Here is a 17,689-nt window from a genome sequence, read left to right on the forward strand (position 1 = left end):
ACCTTCATCATCCATTAATGCTCCAATTGTTGCGTTAATAACGCTGTCTTTTCCTAATTCCTTTTCTGCTGCTTGTGCTCTTTCAGATAAACTAAATATAATATCATTTTCTTTTGGCCATTTAGCATGCTCTGCTACCATACTCATATAAATCACCTCTATTTCAAATTTTTAATCATAAATATTTGTTAAAATTTAAATTTCTTAACTATATCATAATATGTTCTAGTTAATGGAATGTCAATATATATTTTTAGAAAATTTATTCAATTAAAACTTCCTTTTTTTGGTTTATTTCTTGTTTAAAGTTATATATAATTATAATTAAGGTAAATAACTATTAAGAGGTGATAAATATGGCAGCAGGATGTTCAATGGAAAGAGGAATACATGAAGAAGCTCTTTATAAACAAATAAAAGAAGTTAATTATTCTGACGCAGACCTACTAAAATTAATATCTGATAGAGAAAAAAGCGGAAGAATTAACGATTTCGTTTACAAAGCATATAAAAGATTAGCTAAAGAAAGAGGATTACAATAATTAAAAAGGATCTGAAAATAAAACAAATTTATCTTCAGATCCTTTTATCTTTTTCTAGGCTTTAGTTTTAAATTCTTAAAAAATCTTATCATCAAGTATATTTCATAAGTCATAGCTGTACAGCAAATCAACCTAGTAACTCTATCAGTCGTATTTAAACCAACCTTAGTAAAGTATAAAAATAAAACTAAGTCAACAATAAATATCAATACATCTAATATCAACACTTCATCTCCTAATTAAAAAGCCCTGATATAAAATCAGAGCTTCTTTATATTCTGTTTAATAATATCAAATTTCAATTACTAAGTCAATATTATCTCTTTTTACAGCACCATTTCTTACAGAAACTTTCTTTTTTACCACACATAACTTCTGTCGAAGAACATTTAGGACATATAATTTTATCTTGCTCGTATTTAACTGTGTAAACATAACCGCATTTTGCACATTTAAACTTACAAAATTTAGTTGTATAATGTCCCCCTGCAATTCTAATTGCTTTTCCCTCTGTTAGTGCTATAGCAATTTTTTTCCTTCCACTTTCTATTATGTTTTGGAAGGTTTGACGAGAGATTTCCATTTTATTTGCGCATTCTTCTTGTGTAAGTCCTTCAATATCCTTTAGGCGTATTGCTTCGAGTTCTTCTACCTTTAGTTCAACCTCTTCAAGCTCGCAATCCTTTTTTCCCCAAGGGATAAAATAATTACCTTCTGGAAAAAATTCTACTGTTCTATATTTTGTAGGTCTTGCCATTATAAACCCTCCTAGATTTTCCAGATTAAATTATACTGAAATACTACTTACTATCTATTATATTATGCTTGAGATTTTTTTGAATCTATTTCTTTTAATGAATTTAACATATTTATTACAATTGGATTGAATAAGCCTTCTACTTCTTCATCGTTGTAGATTCCAAGAGATACATTTCCAAATCCACTATTCATAGGTAATGTTCCAAGTAAATCTAATTGTAAATCGTCTAGTAATTTACCAGTTTCACTTCCGCTGAATATTTCTATTTTCTTACCGCAATCTGGACATAGTATGTAGCTCATGTTTTCTACTATACCTATTATTTCTATGTCTAATTTTCTAACCATATTTACAGCCTTAGCAACTATCATAGATACCATATCTTGTGGTACTGAAACCATAACTATTCCACTTATTGGAATTGATTGCATAACTGTTAATGCAACATCTCCTGTTCCTGGAGGCATATCTATTAATAAGTAGTCTAATTCTCCCCATATTACATCTGTGTAGAATTGTTTAACTACATTAGATATCATTGCACCTCTCCATATTACTGGTTGGTTTTCATCATCTATTAATAGGTTTAATGACATTACTTTTATTCCATCTGCATTTTGAACTGGATATATGCAGTTGTCAGGAGCTGCCATTGCTCTAGAATCTTTAACTCCTAAAAGTCTTGGTATACTTGGTCCTGTTATATCAGCGTCTAAAACCCCTACTTTATATCCTTGTTTTGCTAAATTTTTAGCTATAAGTGCAGATACAGTAGATTTACCTACTCCACCTTTACCACTCATTACACCTATAATTTTATTTATATTATTTAAAGGATTATTTTTTATACCGCAGCTTTCTTTATCTTTACCGCATTCTCCTTTAGATGGACATGATCCACAATCTGACATTTTTAATTCCCCCTTGAAGTATTATTGTTTATGGCATTTGCCACTAACTATAATATACTTCTTTTTATTTATATTGTCAATTAATTATAAATGCGTTCAGAGGAATCTTTTTCACATTCAGGAATATCCTTTTTATTTTTTCTTCTTATACTTGCAAAAATAGACCCTGATATATTATGCCAAACGCTGAATATCGCTCCTGGCAAAGTAGCTAGAGGATTTGCAGCAAAGTTAGTAGTCGCAAGCGAAATTGCAAGTCCACTATTTTGCATACCTACTTCTATAGCAACAGCTGTTGCCTTTTTGTAATTTAGATTAAATATTTTTGAAAAAGTTAATCCTAGTAAAAGACCACATATATTGTGAAGCATAACTACTATAAATACCATCACTCCACATGTTACTATTTTATCCGCATTAGATCCAACTATTCCAGATATCAATAAAACTATTGCTACTACTGAAACTAGAGGAAGCACATCTCTTATTTTTTCAACAAATGCTGGGAATAATTGATATATCAAAATTCCTGCTAGTACTGGTAGTAAAACTACCTTTACAACAGAGATTATCATAGCTAAAAGTGAAACCTCAACCCATGAACCACCTAGTAAATAAACTAATACTGGAGTTAAAAACGGAGCTAATAAAGTAGAGAATATTGTCATTCCAACAGATAATGCAGTATCTCCATCTGCAATATAAGTTATTACATTACTAGCAGTTCCTCCAGGACAACATCCCACTAAAATAACTCCTATAGCTAAATCTGGGCTTAAGTGAAAAGCCTTAGCTAAGCAAAATGCCAAAAGAGGCATAATAGTAAATTGAGCAAAGCATCCTATTAATAACTCTTTAGGTCTAGTAAATACTATTCTAAAATCATCTAGCTTTATAGTAAGCCCCATACCAAACATAGCAACTCCCAAAAGCAAGCTAGTATAGCTTGTAGCCCACGAAAACATCGGTGGGAAGAAAAATGCTACAATTGATAATACAATAATTATTATCCCTATATTTTTAGAAGCAACATCGCTTATCTTTGCTATATTTTTCATTATTTCACCTCATAACTAAAATTATCTATAAGTCTTGTTTTTCCTATGTAGACTGCCATAGCAACTAATACATCTTTTTCTACTTTTTCAACATCTTCCATAGTCAATGCATCTACCATAGATACATAATCTATTTTAGCTAGAGGTTCTTCATTTATAACCTTTTTCATTTCGTCAAGTACAACATTTGCGCTTATTCCTTTTTCGATTATTTCCATACCTCTTTTTACAGATCTTGATAGGCAAAGAGCTGCCTTTCTTTCTTCTTCACTTAAATATGTATTTCTAGATGATTTAGCAAGACCATCTGCTTCACGAACTATAGGACAACCTACTATTTCAACATCGAAATTTAAGTCTTTTACCATTTTTTTGATTATTGCAAGCTGTTGAGCATCCTTTTGTCCAAAATAAGCTCTATCTGGTGATACTATATTGAATAATTTTGATACTACTGTACAAACACCTTTAAAATGTATTGGTCTTGATTTACCGCATAAATTATCAGAAAGACCTTCTATATTTACATATGCCTTTGGATCATGGTACATTTCTGATGGTTCTGGATGGAATATTAAATCAGCTCCTAAACTTTCACATAGAGCTTTATCTTTATTTAGATCTCTTGGATAAGCTTCTAAATCTTCATTTGGTCCGAATTGAGTTGGATTTACGAATACTGATACTACGACTTTGTCATTTTGTTCTCTACATTTTTTGATTAGGCTAGCATGCCCTTCATGTAAAAATCCCATTGTAGGAACTAAACCTACTGTGTAACCTTCTTTTCTCCATTGTTTTACTGTGTTTCTTGTTTCCAATACTGTTGTTGCAATTTTCATGTTTAACTTCTCCTTTTTTTATATTAGAAGATAGCTATCTGAATTATATTTTGTCACGATACTTGAGAAACTCAAAAAAGCTATAAATAGCGCGCAGTTTTCCCATAGTTTTATTTGTATTATTTCAAAAATCAAGTCTTACTACAAATGTATATAAGCTAATTATGTAAAATACAAAATTTCAAACTCTAGAAAAATTCTCATATCTATAAAATTTTTATTAAATAAATCAGATAAAGTATAGTTTTGTTTAAATACTATCTTCGATTAAATTATATAACTTTTAAACAAAAAATCAACTATATTTTACAAATATATCTATTTTTTTACAAAATAAATCATCTTCTATCATAAATCAATATGAAAGAAGATGATTGTATATCAATAATTATCGTGTGTATATATCGGAAAATTCCAGAATAACTTTATTTATTCTACTATCATTATAATTTTCAATATTTTCTATTTTTTGACTTTCAATTATTTTTCTAGGTAAGGTAAATATAATCGAGCTTCCTTTTCCTTCTTCACTTACTGCCTTTATAGTTCCTTTATGCATTTCAACTAATGCCTTTGCTATATAAAGACCTATTCCGCTTCCCTCTTGCTCGCTTTTCATCTTTAATCTAACCTGCTCAAACTTATCAAAAATAGATTCTATTTTTTCTTTAGGTATGCCAATGCCCTCGTCCTTAACTTCTATAACTACATTTTCTTGTTTTACATTTATATTTACAAATATATTTCCATTATCTCTATTGAATTTGATTGCATTCGATAATAAATTCAACATAATTCTCTCTACACAATTTGGATCAAAACTTATGATTTCCTCTTCTTTATTTGTATCAAATATTAAATTCATATTTTTTAACTCCATAAAATGTATTACAGAATAGCATGTGTCCTCTATAAAACTAATTATATTTGCATTTATTAAATTTATTTTTATACTTCCGGAATCGATTCTTGTTGAATCTATCAAGTTATTTATCAATTTTAATAATCTAAATGAATTCTGTTGCATTATATCTATATATTTTGAAAAATAATCTCGATTTTCTTTATCTAAGCTATCTAATCTTAATTTTAAGACTTGTATAGAACTCAATAGTAGGTTAACTGGCGTTCTGAGCTCATGTGATACATTTGCAAAAAAATCTAATCTTATTTTTTCTTTTTCTTCTTCTAAATTTACACTTTCTGTTATATCAGTTAGAATACCAATTCTCTTTATAGCATTACCACAATCATCATATATAGGTAAGAATTTATACCAAATCCACTTTTCCTTTCCATTTTTCAATTTAGCCTTTAATTTGCCTTCATTTAATTTATCAAAGCTATAATCATCTAATAATCCATTTTTATGACTTTCGCTTTTAAAAAAATCATTAAATTTATATACATCATTTGTAATGCACTCATATGACTCTTCAAACATATTTTCATATGCTGGACTCATATAAATTACTTTTTCTTCATCTCTTATAAAAAATACAGAATCGCAATATCTAGTTATTTCTTTAAAATTACGCTCATTTTCTTTTAAATTAGAATAAAATTTCATTCTATATTTTCCATCAATAGCAATTCCTATTGTCCCTATTGGAGAATTTGTGTTATCTAATATAGGCCATATAGTAGTATCCACTATATTTTCTCCATCTACAGATGAAAATTTTTCTTCAAACGTCTTTATTGATTTATTTTTCATGACATCCTGATCATTTTTTATAAAAATTTCAGCCTCTTCCTTAGGCCAAATATCATAACAATTAGCTCCTATTACGTCTATTTTTTTAGAATATCCTGTTGCTTCTAACCATTTTTTATTTACATTAATATAATTTCCATAAATATCCTTCATCCAGAAAAAAATACTATTTGAATTTTCCAATAAATTAGAGAATTTTAAAACTGCATTTTGTAAGTTAAATTTTAAAATAAATATAAAGTAGTCCACAAAATAATACCCATCTACAGCTAAGCTTTGTCCATAAGTATTCACAAAAAAATTTACACTTTGAAATTCATTTTTTTCGATATTTTTCATAAAGGTATTTTGATCTATACCCTCTTCATTATTTTTGAATTTATCTTTAATAAACTGCTTTAAAGATTTTACATTTATATTGTCCTCTTTTGATACAAGGTTTAAAATATCTATCAATGAATTATTATAATCTAAAATATCAAAATCGATATATTGACCATTTTTATTTTTGTATCCTTTTAATTTTAAAAAACCGTCTTCACTTTTTTTTAGAATTTGCTCATAAACTCTACTATTCATAGTCATACTCCTTTTTTTTATGTTTAAAAATCAAAGTATAAATGCGAATATAATACCTTATATGCTATTATGCTATAAAATTGGCTAAATTTCTCGTGTTAATATATATATTATATTTTTTTAGTTAAAATCCCTTTTTTTTCCTCAATTTATTGTATAAGCGAACTAAAGTTTGGTAATAATTCTTAGTAAATAATATAAATTTATGAGGTGATTGAATGAATAATGTAAATTTAGTAGGAAGGCTTACTTCTGATCCAGAATTAAAGTATGTCGGAGATGATAAACCTCTATGCAAATTTTCTATAGCAGTATCTAGGGATTACAAAAATAAAGACGGCGTGGTACCTACAGATTTTATAAATATAGACCTATGGGGTAAACGTGCTGAAATATTCTGTCAATACGCTTCTAAGGGCTCTCTAGTTGGTATTGAAGGTTCTCTAAGAATTGAAAAATATTCAACTAAAGAGGGCGAAAATAGAACTGCTGCTAAAATACGCGCAAATAATTTTCATTTTTTAGGAAGCAAAAATAAATCTTCAGACAGCAATAAATTATTCGAAGGAGATAATTTATTTGAAAATGTACTAAATGAGGAAGAAATCTCAGAAGAAGAAATTCCTTTCTAAAAGCAAAAAATCTATGGAATATAAGTAATTTATACTCCATAGATTTATATATATTATCGATTAAAAGTCGCTATTTAGCTATTTTAAATACTTTATAAGATTTTGGATCTATATCTATATTGAAAAGATTATCTACAGGCTCGATTATTTCGCCAGTATTGACTACTGAATATTTTACAGTGATTTCTTCTATAGAATCTGCTTTTAACCCAAGGCTTACACTTTGTTTATCTTGACTTCTGTTTATAAGTACTAATATACCTTCATGCTCTTCGTCGTATCTAGTATATGCAAATACGTCGTCATTTCCTGTATATGTGAAATAAGTGTTTCCATAAGTCAATACCTTATTTCTATTTCTGAATTGACTGCAGTGTCTGTAGAAATCCATTATTTCCATATCTTCATTTTTCCAAGGATATGTCTTTCTGTTTTCTGGGTCCTTGCCACCTTCAAGTCCTGCTTCATCTCCATAGTAGATATATGGCACTCCTTCAAAGCTCATTTGTGTAAGTATAGCTAATTTTAATAATTCTTTATCAGAATTTAAAGCAGTTTTTACTCTTACGATATCATGGCTACTTAATAGGTTTAAGTTAGATCTAAATGCTTCTTCAGGATAATTTTCCTTTATTGTCATAAAGAAATCATTTAATTGCCAAGAAGCTATTTCTCCATTTAAGAAAGAAACTAAATTATCTCTAAATGGATATCCTAAAACACTGTCTAGTTGGTCTCCTAATAGATAAGTTCTTCTTTCTGAATAACTTATTTTATTAGAAGCATCCTCCCAAACTTCGCCTATTAGTATAGATTCATCGTCGTTTTTTCTAACTTCCTTCTTTAATTCTTTTACAAATTTAGTAGGAAGCTCGTCGACTACATCTAGTCTCCATCCTTTTACTCCCATTTTCATCCATTTATTTACTACACTATCTTCGTCGTATATAATGTAGTCCATAAATGAAGGCTCTAATTCATTAGTGTTAGGTAGGGCTTTTATTCCCCACCAAGCTTGGTAGTCGTCTTTATTTTCTCCAAAGTTAAACCATGATCTATAAGGTGATTCTTCAGATTGATAAGCGCCTACACTGTCGTAATGATTATATTTATTGAAGTAAATACTATCTTCTCCGACATGGCTAAATACTCCATCAAGAACTATAGACATACCTTTTTCTGCTGCTTTGTCTATTAATTCCTTAAATGTTTTTTCATCGCCAAACATAGGATCTATTTTTTTATAATTTCCTGTATCGTATTTGTGGTTACTTGCTGCCTCAAATACTGGACTTAAATATATAACTGTAACACCTAATTTTTTTAGATATCCCAATTTATTTATTATTCCTTTAAGATTACCACCGTAGAAATCCCATCTAGCGATGTCTCCATTTTGTTTTTTTATGTACATTGGGTCATCATCCCAATTTCCATATAAGAAAGAATTTTTCTTTATACCATCTACTTTTCCATTTCTGTTTCCATTGTTAAATCTGTCTACAAATACATGGTATAAAACACCTTCTTTAAACCAAGATGGCACCTTGTAATCTTCATATACAGTTAATTGATATTTATTTATATATTTTGAATCATATTCACAGATCATTCCATTATTGTTGTCTTTTCCATAGAATAATGTCTTATCTTCGCCATGTAAATTTAAACTTACTTTAAAGAAGTAATAATAAACTGCAGGCTCTTCTAGAGGAAGAATTTCTGCTGAATATTTTTTTATATCTCCCAAGTCCTCGCTTAGTTCTAATTCTAATTCTCTTACTAATACAGGATTTAGATTTTCATCTTCTTTTTCGATTATTAATTTTATACTGTATATATCAAACTTACTAGCTTCAACCTTTATAGTTGCCTTTTCACAAGTCTTTAAAGCTCCAAATGGAGCCTTAAAGCTTGTATCCCATGAATTATATTTTATAACATTTGCCATATTATTTTGCACCCTCTTTAAACCAAATATCATTTATGTATTCTTCTATAGTTCTATCACTTGAGAAGAAACCTGAACATGCTGTATTTTTCAATGACATTTTATTCCAAAGGTCTTTATTTTTATAAAGCTCTTGTAAATTATTTTGAGCTTCAATATAAGAATCAAAATCTCTAAGTACAAAATATTCATCATTGTGAGTTATTAGAGAATCGTATATTGAAATTCCTTCCTTACCTAATCCAGGTATGAAGCCATTAACTAAATCATCTACTACTCTCTTGATTTTTCTATCACTATGATATAAATCTCTAGAAGAATAACCACCGTATTTATTGTAATCTAAAACTTGTTCTGCTTTTAGACCAAATATAAACATATTTTCTTCGCCGACTTGCTCAGAAATTTCTACATTGGCTCCATCCATAGTCGCCATTGTTATAGCACCATTCATCATAAGCTTCATGTTACCAGTTCCTGATGCTTCTTTAGTAGTTGTAGATATTTGTTCACTTACATCTGCAGCTGGTATGATTTTTTCGGCGATTGATACACCGTAGTTTTCTATAAATACTATCTTGATCATACCTTTAACTCTCTCATCGTTGTTGATTAAGTCTGCAGCGCTGTTTATAAGCTTGATTATACATTTTGCTAAATAATATCCTGGAGCTGCTTTAGCACCGAAGATAAATGTACGTGGTTCCATTTCAAATTCTGGATTATCTAGTATTTCATGATATAAGTAAAGTATATGAAGTATATTTAATAATTGTCTCTTATATGCATGTAATCTCTTTATTTGAACATCGAATATTGAGTTTGGATTAAGCTCTATACCTTGTTTTTTATAAACATAATCTGCAAGCTTAACTTTGTTATTGTATTTAATTTGACCTACCTTATCTAATACATCTTTATCATCTAGATATTTTTCTAGGTCTTTTAATTTTGCAGTATCCTTTTTCCAATCGTCTCCAATTAATGAAGTTATTAAATCAGAAAGCTCCTTATTACAACTCATAAGCCATCTTCTATGAGCTATACCATTTGTTTTATTGTTAAATTTATATGGTTCATCTTCATAGAAGTCGTGTAATTCTTCATTTTTAAGAATTTCAGTATGAAGCTTAGCAACACCATTTACGCTGTGGCTACCTCTTATACATAAATGAGCCATTCTAACTTCTCCATTATGTATAATTCTCATACTATTTACTTTATCTTGATTGTGGTATTTATTTTCTAAATAATCAACATATCTTCTATCTATTTCTTCTATTATCATATAAATTCTTGGTAATAATTGTTTAACCATATCAACTGGCCATTTTTCTAATGCCTCAGATAATATTGTATGGTTTGTATAAGACATAACCTTAGTAGTTATATCCCATGCTTCATCCCAAGAAAATCCTTCTTCATCTAAACGTATTCTCATCAATTCTGGAATACATAAAGTTGGATGAGTATCGTTTATATGGATTGCTACCTTTTTAGGTAGATCTCTCATACTTACTTTATTTTTCTTGCATTTTCTTATTATATCTTGTAATCCTGCACTTACGAAGAAATATTCTTGTTTTAATCTAAGCAGTCTACCTGCATAGTTTGTATCATTTGGATATAGAACTTGAGATATTTCTTCAGCATAATATTTATATTTTAATGCATCTTCATAGCTTCCATTTTGATTTCTAGCATTTTTAGAAACTTCTGCAAACTCTCTATTTAAAACTTCACTCTTCCATAATCTAAGAGTGTTTATACATTCATTTTCATATCCTATTACAGGTATATCATATGGCATTGCCATAACAGGTATATAATTTGTATGAACTACTTCTAAGTTCCCGTCTTCTTTTTCTCTTAAGTAAGCGTCTCCTTCAAATTTAACTACAACTGCTCTATTAGGTCTTACAGTTTCCCAAGGATATTGACTATTTTTTAGCCAGTTATCAGGTAGTTCAATTTGACTTCCGTTTACAAATTTTTGTTCAAATAAACCGTATTTATATCTTATTCCATATCCATGACCACTAATTCCAACTGATGCCATTGAATCTAAAAAGCATGCTGCAAGTCTTCCTAATCCACCATTTCCAAGACCTGGATCTGGTTCTGTTTCTATTATTTCATTTAAGTCGATTCCTAATTCCTTTAGCCCCTGTTCGATTTCCTTTTCGACATCTAAATTTAGTAAATTAGATTGTAATTGTCTTCCTATTAAGAATTCCATTGAAAAATAAAAAACAGCTTTTTCTTTGTCAATTCTAGTTCCAACCCATTCTTTAGCTATAAAATCTTTTATAACACAACATAATACCCTAAAAATTTCATCCTTACTTGCTTCTTCAATAGGTTGGGCATATAGACTGTACATTTTGCTTTTAAAGGCCTGTTTAAATTTTTTCTTGCTAATTGTGATCATAAGCCATCTCCCTTACTATTTTAAAATATCCCTTTTCTATAATATAAACATATAGGAAATTATATTCATCGAAAAACTATCGACAAACATAATTTCCACAATATGCTTAAACTCTATATTTTAATAATTTTCAAATTAAACTTTTCTTATAAATTTTTATATGTTTCTATATATTCTTTAGCTGATTTGCTCCAGCTGTTATCTGTATTCATAGCATTTTCAACTAATTTATTCCAAGTTTCTCTGTCTTCTTCATATAGCTTTATAGCTCTTTGTAATGTAAAGAACATTTCATGAGCATTGTAATTTGCAAAGCTAAATCCATTACCTTCTTTAGTGTATTGGTTGTAAGGAGTTACTGTATCCTTTAATCCTCCAGTTTCTCTTACTATTGGTAATGTACCATATCTCATAGCTATCATTTGACCTATTCCACAAGGTTCAAATAGAGAAGGCATTAAGAATATATCACTTGCTGCATAAATTTTTTGAGCTAATGAGCTGTCAAAAGTTATGTTAGCTGATACCTTATTAGGATAGTGTGAATCATAATAATGGAACATTGCTTGATATTGATTATCACCAGTTCCTAATACTACTAATTGTAGTTTTTCATTCACTATTTCTGGCATCATAAAGTCGATTAAATCTAAACCTTTTTGTGAAACTAATCTTGATACAATTCCAACCATAGGTATATCTGGATCTACATCTAGTTTTAAAAGTTTTTGTAATTCAAGTTTATTTTTAACTTTTTTATCGATTGAATTTACATCGTAGTTTGCAAATAAATTCTTATCTGTTTTTGGATTATTTATATCGTAGTCTAATCCATTTAGTATTCCTACTAATTTATTTGAATTAGCTCTTATTAATCCATCTAATCCATTTCCATAGAATTCTGTTTTTATTTCTTCAGCATATGATGGACTTACTGTAGATACTTTATCAGCAAAATTTATACCTGCTTTCATAAAGTTTATATTTCCATGGTATTCTATATCTCCGTTGTTGAAGTGTTTAAAATCTATATCTAATACGTTTCCAAGTATTTCTCTTCCAAATATACCTTGATATTGTAAATTATGTATAGTATACATAGTTTTTATATTTTTGTATTTTGGTAAATGAGAATATTTTTCTTTTAAGAATAATGGCAACATTCCTGTATGCCAATCACTTATATTGATTACATCAGGGTAGAAACCTAATTTATCAATAGATTTTAATACAGCATTTGTAAAGAATATAAATCTTTCTGCATCATCTCCATGACCGTATATACTTTCTGCTCCATCTCTTTTAAAGTAGTATTCGTTGTCTACGAAGTAAAATGTTACTCCATCTAATTCCATTTTTTCTAAACCACAGTATTGACTTCTCCATGATACATCAACACTGAATTCACCTACTTTTTTTAGTTGATCTTTTAAATATGTAGGTATTGTTGAGTATTTAGGCATTATTACTCTAACATCTACCCCTTCTTTTTTTAATGCTTTAGGTAACGCATAAGCAACATCACCTAATCCTCCTGTTTTTGCAAAAGGCCAACATTCTGCTGTTACATAAAGGACTTTCATTCTTTCTACCCCCTTATTTTACGTCTAAACTGTTTGATTTTTTTCAATTACCATTGGGTAATCTTTATCTCCTTTTAATTCCTTGCCTGAAGTTATAGTTACATTTTTGTCTAGTATTACATTTTCTAATACTACATTTTCACCGATTTTACAGCTTTGCATTATTACACAATTTCTAACAACTGCGCCTTTACCTATGTTTACTTTTCTGAATAAAGTAGAATCTTCAACTATACCGTTTATTTGACAACCAGTTGCTACAAATGAACCTTTAACTTCAGCATCTTCTCCATATATAGTTGGTGCTTGTGATTTATCTTTAGTAAATATTTTTCTGTTTGATCTGAAAACTTCTTTAGATACTTCTTCTGTTAAGAATTCTTTACTAGCTTCATAATAGCTCTTTAATGAATTTATGCATTTTAAGTATCCTTCGTATTTATATGCACCTACTTGTATATTGTCTAATTGGTTTATTATATAGTCTTCAATGTATGAATAAGTTCCCATGCTAGCTATGCTGTATATGCATTCTATAAAATCTGTACGTCTCATTATAAAAGTATCCATGCATATATTTGCACTTGGGAAAGTATTTAAGTTGTTACCTACATTTTTTACTCTTCTATCTTTATCTATATTTAAAGTGTTACAATTTTTAAAATCTTTGTTTGCATTGTCAATGCGTTTGTACACTATTGTTATATCGTTGTTTGATTCTTTGTGATATTTTAATAAATCATTATAATCAATTGTACATATCATATATGATGGTGCTACTATAATATATTCTTCAGGACTTTTTTCTATATAATCTATGTTAGCTAATATAGTATATATGTCACCTTTTCTATAACCATAATTATTGTTATTTTTTGTGTTTTCTGGACTTAATACATATAGCCCACCTTTTTTTCTACTTAAATCCCAGTCTTTACCACTTCCTAGATGGTCAGTTAAAGATCTATAAGCTTCTCTTGCATATATACCTACATTAGTCATTCCTGAATTAACCATGTTTGATAAAGTAAAATCTATTAATCTATATCTACCAGCTATTGGTATAGTAGCTACTGGTCTGTGATCTGATAATACATTTACAGATGGATTTTGTATGTTATCTAAGTTTATTAAGCCCATGCATTCATTTTTCATAATTTTTTCCCCCTATTTACCTATGTTATATTTACTTATGTTCTACTTAATTACGCTTTTACAGTTTCAAATTCTGATACTACGCTTATTTCACCGTTTTCGTCTTTTATTACTGCATTATCTTCTATAACTGCACCTTCTGCTATCATAGCTTTTTCGATAACTACATTTTTACCTATTTTTACGTTAGGCATTATTACAGAATCTTCTACAACTGATCCTTCTCCTATTTGTACTCTATGAGATAATACTGTATTTTTTACAGTTCCGTAAACTCTACAACCATCGGCGATTAATGATTTTTTAATTGATGCTTTTGGTCCTACGTATTGTGGTGGCATATCTCCTGTATTTGTGTAGATTCTCCATTGTGGATCATTTAAATCTACTGCTTTTGGATCGTTTATTAAGTCCATGTTTGCTTCCCATAAGCTTTGTATAGTACCAACGTCTCTCCAGTATCCTTTGAATGGATATGCAAACATTGATTGTCCTTCTTCTAACATAGTTGGTATTACATTGTGTCCGAAATCGTCTAAGCATTCTCCAGTTTCATCTGCTCTTTTGAAGTATGCTCTTAAAGTTTTCCAGTCAAATATGTAAATACCCATAGAGGCTAAATTACTTTTTGGTTCTTTTGGTTTTTCTTCAAATTCATAGATACTTCCATCTTCATTTGTGTTCATAATTCCAAATCTACTTGCTTCATCCCATGGAACTTCTATTACTGCTATTGTTGCTTTAGCTTGTTTTTCCTTGTGGAAATCTAGCATTTTGCTGTAGTCCATCTTGTATATATGGTCACCAGATAAGATTAAAACATATTCTGGGTCATAATCATCTATAAAGTCCATATTTTTCTTTATTGCATTGGCTGTACCATTAAACCAATGACCTTCTTTTTCATTCATATATGGTTGAAGTATAGTTACTCCACCGTTAACTCTGTCTAAATCCCAATGGTCTCCCATTCCTATATGTGAATTTAATAATTGTGGTTTGTATTGAGTTAATACACCAACTGTATCTATTCCTGAGTTAGAGCAGTTACTTAGAACGAAGTCTATTATTCTATATTTTCCTCCAAATGATACTGCTGGTTTTGCGATTCTTTTTGTGAATACTCCTAATCTTGAGCCTTGTCCCCCTGCTAAAATCATAGCTAGCATTTCTTTTTTCATTGTGTATCCCCTTTCATATAGTTTAACTATATTTTTATATTTTAAAGTTATTAATAAATTTATTTAAAATAAAATTATTATCATTTATAATTTTTTATTAAAATTTTGCTTTCACCTAGTTGCCCTTTTTATAAATTATAGTACATTTTTTTAATTTTGATTATGCTTTTTATTTCTAGTTGATTTTTTATTTTTTTTATTTGTCTTTTTACTTTTTTTTGATTTATTTCTTATATTTTTATTAGCAGCTTTCTTTTCTTCTTTTTCTACTACTTCTGCTATTTCTATTTTTTCTTCTTCAACTATTTCTACTTTTTCATATTCCCTTTTTAATTTTATAAAGCTTGCACCTAGTGGTGGAACCTTTATTCTTATGTGATATGGTTTATTATGCCAGTTTTCATCTTGAGAGAATAATTCAGCATTTTCCATAGTTTGATTTGATCCATAGTATTTTTCATTATCACTATTTAAAATTTCTTCGTAAACACCTTGATAAGGAACTCCTACTTTGTAATCATAGTAAACATTTGGAGTGAAATTTAAAACAGCTATTATAAAGTCCTTTGGATCCTTACTCAATCTCATTAAAGTAACAATACTTTGATCCTTGTTGTTAGGATCTATGAAATCGAATCCCTTATATGTATTATCTAATTCATATAAAGCTTTTTGATCTTTATATAAATAGTTTAAATCTCTTACATAATCTTTCATCTTAGAATGTTGCTCTCTTTCTAGCAATTGCCATTCTAGTCCATAATCATATCTCCATTCTAACCCTTGTGCAAATTCAGATCCCATAAATAATAGCTTCTTACCTGGATGTATCATGTAATAAGCATATAGTAATCTTAAACTCGCAAATCTTTGCCATACATCCCCTGACATTTTATCTACTAAAGATTTTTTGCCGTGTACCACTTCATCATGTGATAGTGGAAGTATGAAGTTTTCTGAGAAAGCGTACATAAATGAAAATGTTATTAAATCGTGATGATATTTTCTATAAATAGGGTCCATTTCCATATATTTTAATGTATCGTTCATCCATCCCATATTCCATTTATATGAAAATCCTAAACCGCCTTTGTATGTAGGTGATGTCACCATAGGCCATGCAGTAGATTCTTCTGCTACTAAAATAGGATTTTTGATATTTGCATAAACAACTTCGTTTAATCTTCTCAAGAAGTTTATACCTTCTATATTTTCTCTTCCGCCGTATTGGTTTGGTTCCCAATCACCGATGTCATAATCAAGATAAAGCATACTACTTACAGCATCTACTCTTATACCATCTATGTGGTATTCCTTAAACCAATATATAGCATTTGAAAGTAAGAAACTATTTACTTCTGGTTTACCTAAATCAAAATGTGCTGTTCCCCATCCTAAATTTTCTGCTTTTAAAGGATTTGAATACTCAAATTGTGGAGAACCGTCAAATCTATAAAGTCCATGTATGTCCTTGCAGAAATGGCTATATGCAAAATCTAGGATAACTCCAAGACCTAATTCATGAGCCTTATCTACAAATGCTTTAAATTCTGTTGGTGTTCCATATCTGCTAGTTGTAGCATAGTAACCTATTGTTTGGTATCCCCAACTCATATCTAGTGGATATTCTGTAATAGGCATTAATTCGATATGTGTATATCCCATATCTTTACAATACTCTAGCATTTCATATAATTCTTCGTAATTGAAGAAGCCACCATCCCATTTTCTCTTCCAAGAACCTAGGTGAACCTCATAAATATTCATAGGCTCTTCAAAGACTACTTTCTTATTCTTTTCTTCTATGTATTCTTGATCGCTCCAATCAAAGCTTTCTAATTCAAAAACCTTTGAAGCAGTTTCAGGTCTTAATTCTGCATAAGTTCCATATGGGTCTGATTTAAGTCTACTAACTCCATCACATCCTACTACGTTGTACTTATAAATATCCCCTTGTGATAAGTCAGTTGTGAAAATAGACCAAACACCTGTGTTATATAAATTTTCTAACTTATGAGAACTTCCATCCCATTTATTAAAGTCTCCAACTAATTGAACTTCTCTTGCATTAGGAGCCCATACCATGAAAGATATCCCTTGTTCTCCATTATACTCAGCTTTGTGGTTTCCCATATACTTATAACTATCTAAAGCATTCCCACTTTTAAAGCTGTCTATATTTTCCCTTTTTATTATATCTAAATAATTAATAGGAATCCCCCTCCTTTTAAATATTTTCGTACCATTTATTTCTATATATATTGTAAACTAAAATTAAGGAATTGTATACAATATTATTGTTAATTATATAAATTTTTTTTTGTTTTTTTTCATAGAAACCTTTTCT

The 17,689-nt window shown here is 29.3% G+C and carries 14 protein-coding genes; 2 read left to right on the forward strand and 12 right to left on the reverse strand.

Annotated features, from left to right (window positions below):
- Positions 1 to 356 precede the first annotated feature (356 nt).
- Positions 357 to 542 (forward strand): hypothetical protein, encoded by a 186-nt coding sequence (locus tag ACI3VO_RS08575; RefSeq protein WP_439757517.1) that lies wholly within the window; start codon positions 357 to 359, stop codon positions 540 to 542.
- Positions 543 to 586: 44 nt separating this feature from the next.
- Here the strand turns inward: ACI3VO_RS08575 and ACI3VO_RS08580 are convergent, their stop codons facing one another.
- The 6 genes from ACI3VO_RS08580 to ACI3VO_RS08605 all read right to left on the reverse strand — a co-directional run bounded on the left by ACI3VO_RS08580 (position 587) and on the right by ACI3VO_RS08605 (position 6,409).
- The gene (locus tag ACI3VO_RS08580; protein ID WP_439757518.1) at positions 587 to 769 is read right to left on the reverse strand and encodes a hypothetical protein; all 183 of its coding nucleotides are present in this window, start codon (positions 767 to 769) and stop codon (positions 587 to 589) included.
- Positions 770 to 858: 89 nt separating this feature from the next.
- Positions 859 to 1,299 carry a DUF134 domain-containing protein gene (locus tag ACI3VO_RS08585; RefSeq protein WP_320624671.1) on the reverse strand — a complete coding sequence of 147 codons (441 nt, stop codon included), beginning with the start codon at positions 1,297 to 1,299 and terminating at the stop codon, positions 859 to 861.
- A 62-nt stretch (positions 1,300 to 1,361) separates the two neighbouring features.
- Positions 1,362 to 2,213 (reverse strand): Mrp/NBP35 family ATP-binding protein, encoded by an 852-nt coding sequence (locus ACI3VO_RS08590; protein WP_439757519.1) that lies wholly within the window; start codon positions 2,211 to 2,213, stop codon positions 1,362 to 1,364.
- Positions 2,214 to 2,293: 80 nt separating this feature from the next.
- A complete protein-coding gene (locus ACI3VO_RS08595) occupies positions 2,294 to 3,271 on the reverse strand; it encodes a bile acid:sodium symporter family protein (protein WP_439757520.1) in 978 nt (325 codons plus the stop codon).
- A complete protein-coding gene (gene panC, locus ACI3VO_RS08600; RefSeq protein WP_439757521.1) occupies positions 3,271 to 4,113 on the reverse strand; it encodes a pantoate--beta-alanine ligase in 843 nt (280 codons plus the stop codon). Before panC ends, ACI3VO_RS08595 begins: the two co-directional genes overlap by 1 nt.
- Positions 4,114 to 4,501: 388 nt before the next feature.
- A complete protein-coding gene (locus ACI3VO_RS08605) occupies positions 4,502 to 6,409 on the reverse strand; it encodes a PAS domain-containing sensor histidine kinase (RefSeq protein ID WP_439757522.1) in 1,908 nt (635 codons plus the stop codon).
- Positions 6,410 to 6,627: 218 nt separating this feature from the next.
- Here ACI3VO_RS08605 and ACI3VO_RS08610 point away from each other — a divergent pair, with 218 nt between their 5' ends.
- A complete protein-coding gene (locus tag ACI3VO_RS08610; RefSeq protein ID WP_439757523.1) occupies positions 6,628 to 7,041 on the forward strand; it encodes a single-stranded DNA-binding protein in 414 nt (137 codons plus the stop codon).
- A gap of 70 nt (positions 7,042 to 7,111) precedes the next feature.
- Here ACI3VO_RS08610 and ACI3VO_RS08615 read toward each other — a convergent pair whose 3' ends face one another.
- From ACI3VO_RS08615 to glgB, 6 genes are all read right to left on the reverse strand, one after another.
- On the reverse strand, positions 7,112 to 8,992 hold the full coding sequence (locus ACI3VO_RS08615; RefSeq protein WP_439757524.1) for a glycoside hydrolase family 13 protein: 1,881 nt from the start codon (positions 8,990 to 8,992) through the stop codon (positions 7,112 to 7,114).
- Position 8,993: 1 nt separating this feature from the next.
- Positions 8,994 to 11,423 carry a glycogen/starch/alpha-glucan phosphorylase gene (locus ACI3VO_RS08620; RefSeq protein WP_439757525.1) on the reverse strand — a complete coding sequence of 810 codons (2,430 nt, stop codon included), beginning with the start codon at positions 11,421 to 11,423 and terminating at the stop codon, positions 8,994 to 8,996.
- Positions 11,424 to 11,569: 146 nt separating this feature from the next.
- Positions 11,570 to 13,006: a glycogen synthase GlgA gene (gene glgA, locus ACI3VO_RS08625; RefSeq protein ID WP_439757526.1), complete on the reverse strand. Its 1,437-nt coding sequence runs from the start codon at positions 13,004 to 13,006 to the stop codon at positions 11,570 to 11,572.
- A 24-nt stretch (positions 13,007 to 13,030) separates the two neighbouring features.
- Positions 13,031 to 14,161 (reverse strand): glucose-1-phosphate adenylyltransferase subunit GlgD, encoded by a 1,131-nt coding sequence (gene glgD / locus ACI3VO_RS08630; RefSeq protein WP_439757527.1) that lies wholly within the window; start codon positions 14,159 to 14,161, stop codon positions 13,031 to 13,033.
- A gap of 50 nt (positions 14,162 to 14,211) precedes the next feature.
- Positions 14,212 to 15,342, reverse strand: a complete 1,131-nt coding sequence (locus ACI3VO_RS08635) for a glucose-1-phosphate adenylyltransferase (RefSeq protein WP_439757528.1) — start codon at positions 15,340 to 15,342, stop codon at positions 14,212 to 14,214.
- 150 nt (positions 15,343 to 15,492) lie between these two features.
- Positions 15,493 to 17,598 (reverse strand): 1,4-alpha-glucan branching protein GlgB, encoded by a 2,106-nt coding sequence (gene glgB / locus ACI3VO_RS08640; RefSeq protein ID WP_439757529.1) that lies wholly within the window; start codon positions 17,596 to 17,598, stop codon positions 15,493 to 15,495.
- Positions 17,599 to 17,689 lie beyond the last annotated feature (91 nt).

Source organism: Intestinibacter sp., from assembly GCF_051866655.1.
Taxonomy (GTDB): Bacteria; Bacillota; Clostridia; order Peptostreptococcales; family Peptostreptococcaceae; genus Intestinibacter.

What these genes read in the sequence shown, in the direction of transcription:
- ACI3VO_RS08590 (WP_439757519.1), bottom strand. Translation starts at nt 2,213, where the DNA reads ATGTCAGATTGTGGATCATGTCCATCTAAAGGAGAATGCGGTAAAGAT.
- glgD (WP_439757527.1), bottom strand. Translation starts at nt 14,161, where the DNA reads ATGAAAAATGAATGCATGGGCTTAATAAACTTAGATAACATACAAAAT.
- ACI3VO_RS08615 (WP_439757524.1), bottom strand. Translation starts at nt 8,992, where the DNA reads ATGGCAAATGTTATAAAATATAATTCATGGGATACAAGCTTTAAGGCT.
- ACI3VO_RS08575 (WP_439757517.1), top strand. Translation starts at nt 357, where the DNA reads ATGGCAGCAGGATGTTCAATGGAAAGAGGAATACATGAAGAAGCTCTT.
- ACI3VO_RS08605 (WP_439757522.1), bottom strand. Translation starts at nt 6,409, where the DNA reads ATGAATAGTAGAGTTTATGAGCAAATTCTAAAAAAAAGTGAAGACGGT.
- ACI3VO_RS08635 (WP_439757528.1), bottom strand. Translation starts at nt 15,342, where the DNA reads ATGAAAAAAGAAATGCTAGCTATGATTTTAGCAGGGGGACAAGGCTCA.
- ACI3VO_RS08595 (WP_439757520.1), bottom strand. Translation starts at nt 3,271, where the DNA reads ATGAAAAATATAGCAAAGATAAGCGATGTTGCTTCTAAAAATATAGGG.
- ACI3VO_RS08610 (WP_439757523.1), top strand. Translation starts at nt 6,628, where the DNA reads ATGAATAATGTAAATTTAGTAGGAAGGCTTACTTCTGATCCAGAATTA.
- ACI3VO_RS08620 (WP_439757525.1), bottom strand. Translation starts at nt 11,423, where the DNA reads ATGATCACAATTAGCAAGAAAAAATTTAAACAGGCCTTTAAAAGCAAA.
- panC (WP_439757521.1), bottom strand. Translation starts at nt 4,113, where the DNA reads ATGAAAATTGCAACAACAGTATTGGAAACAAGAAACACAGTAAAACAA.
- ACI3VO_RS08585 (WP_320624671.1), bottom strand. Translation starts at nt 1,299, where the DNA reads ATGGCAAGACCTACAAAATATAGAACAGTAGAATTTTTTCCAGAAGGT.
- glgA (WP_439757526.1), bottom strand. Translation starts at nt 13,006, where the DNA reads ATGAAAGTCCTTTATGTAACAGCAGAATGTTGGCCTTTTGCAAAAACA.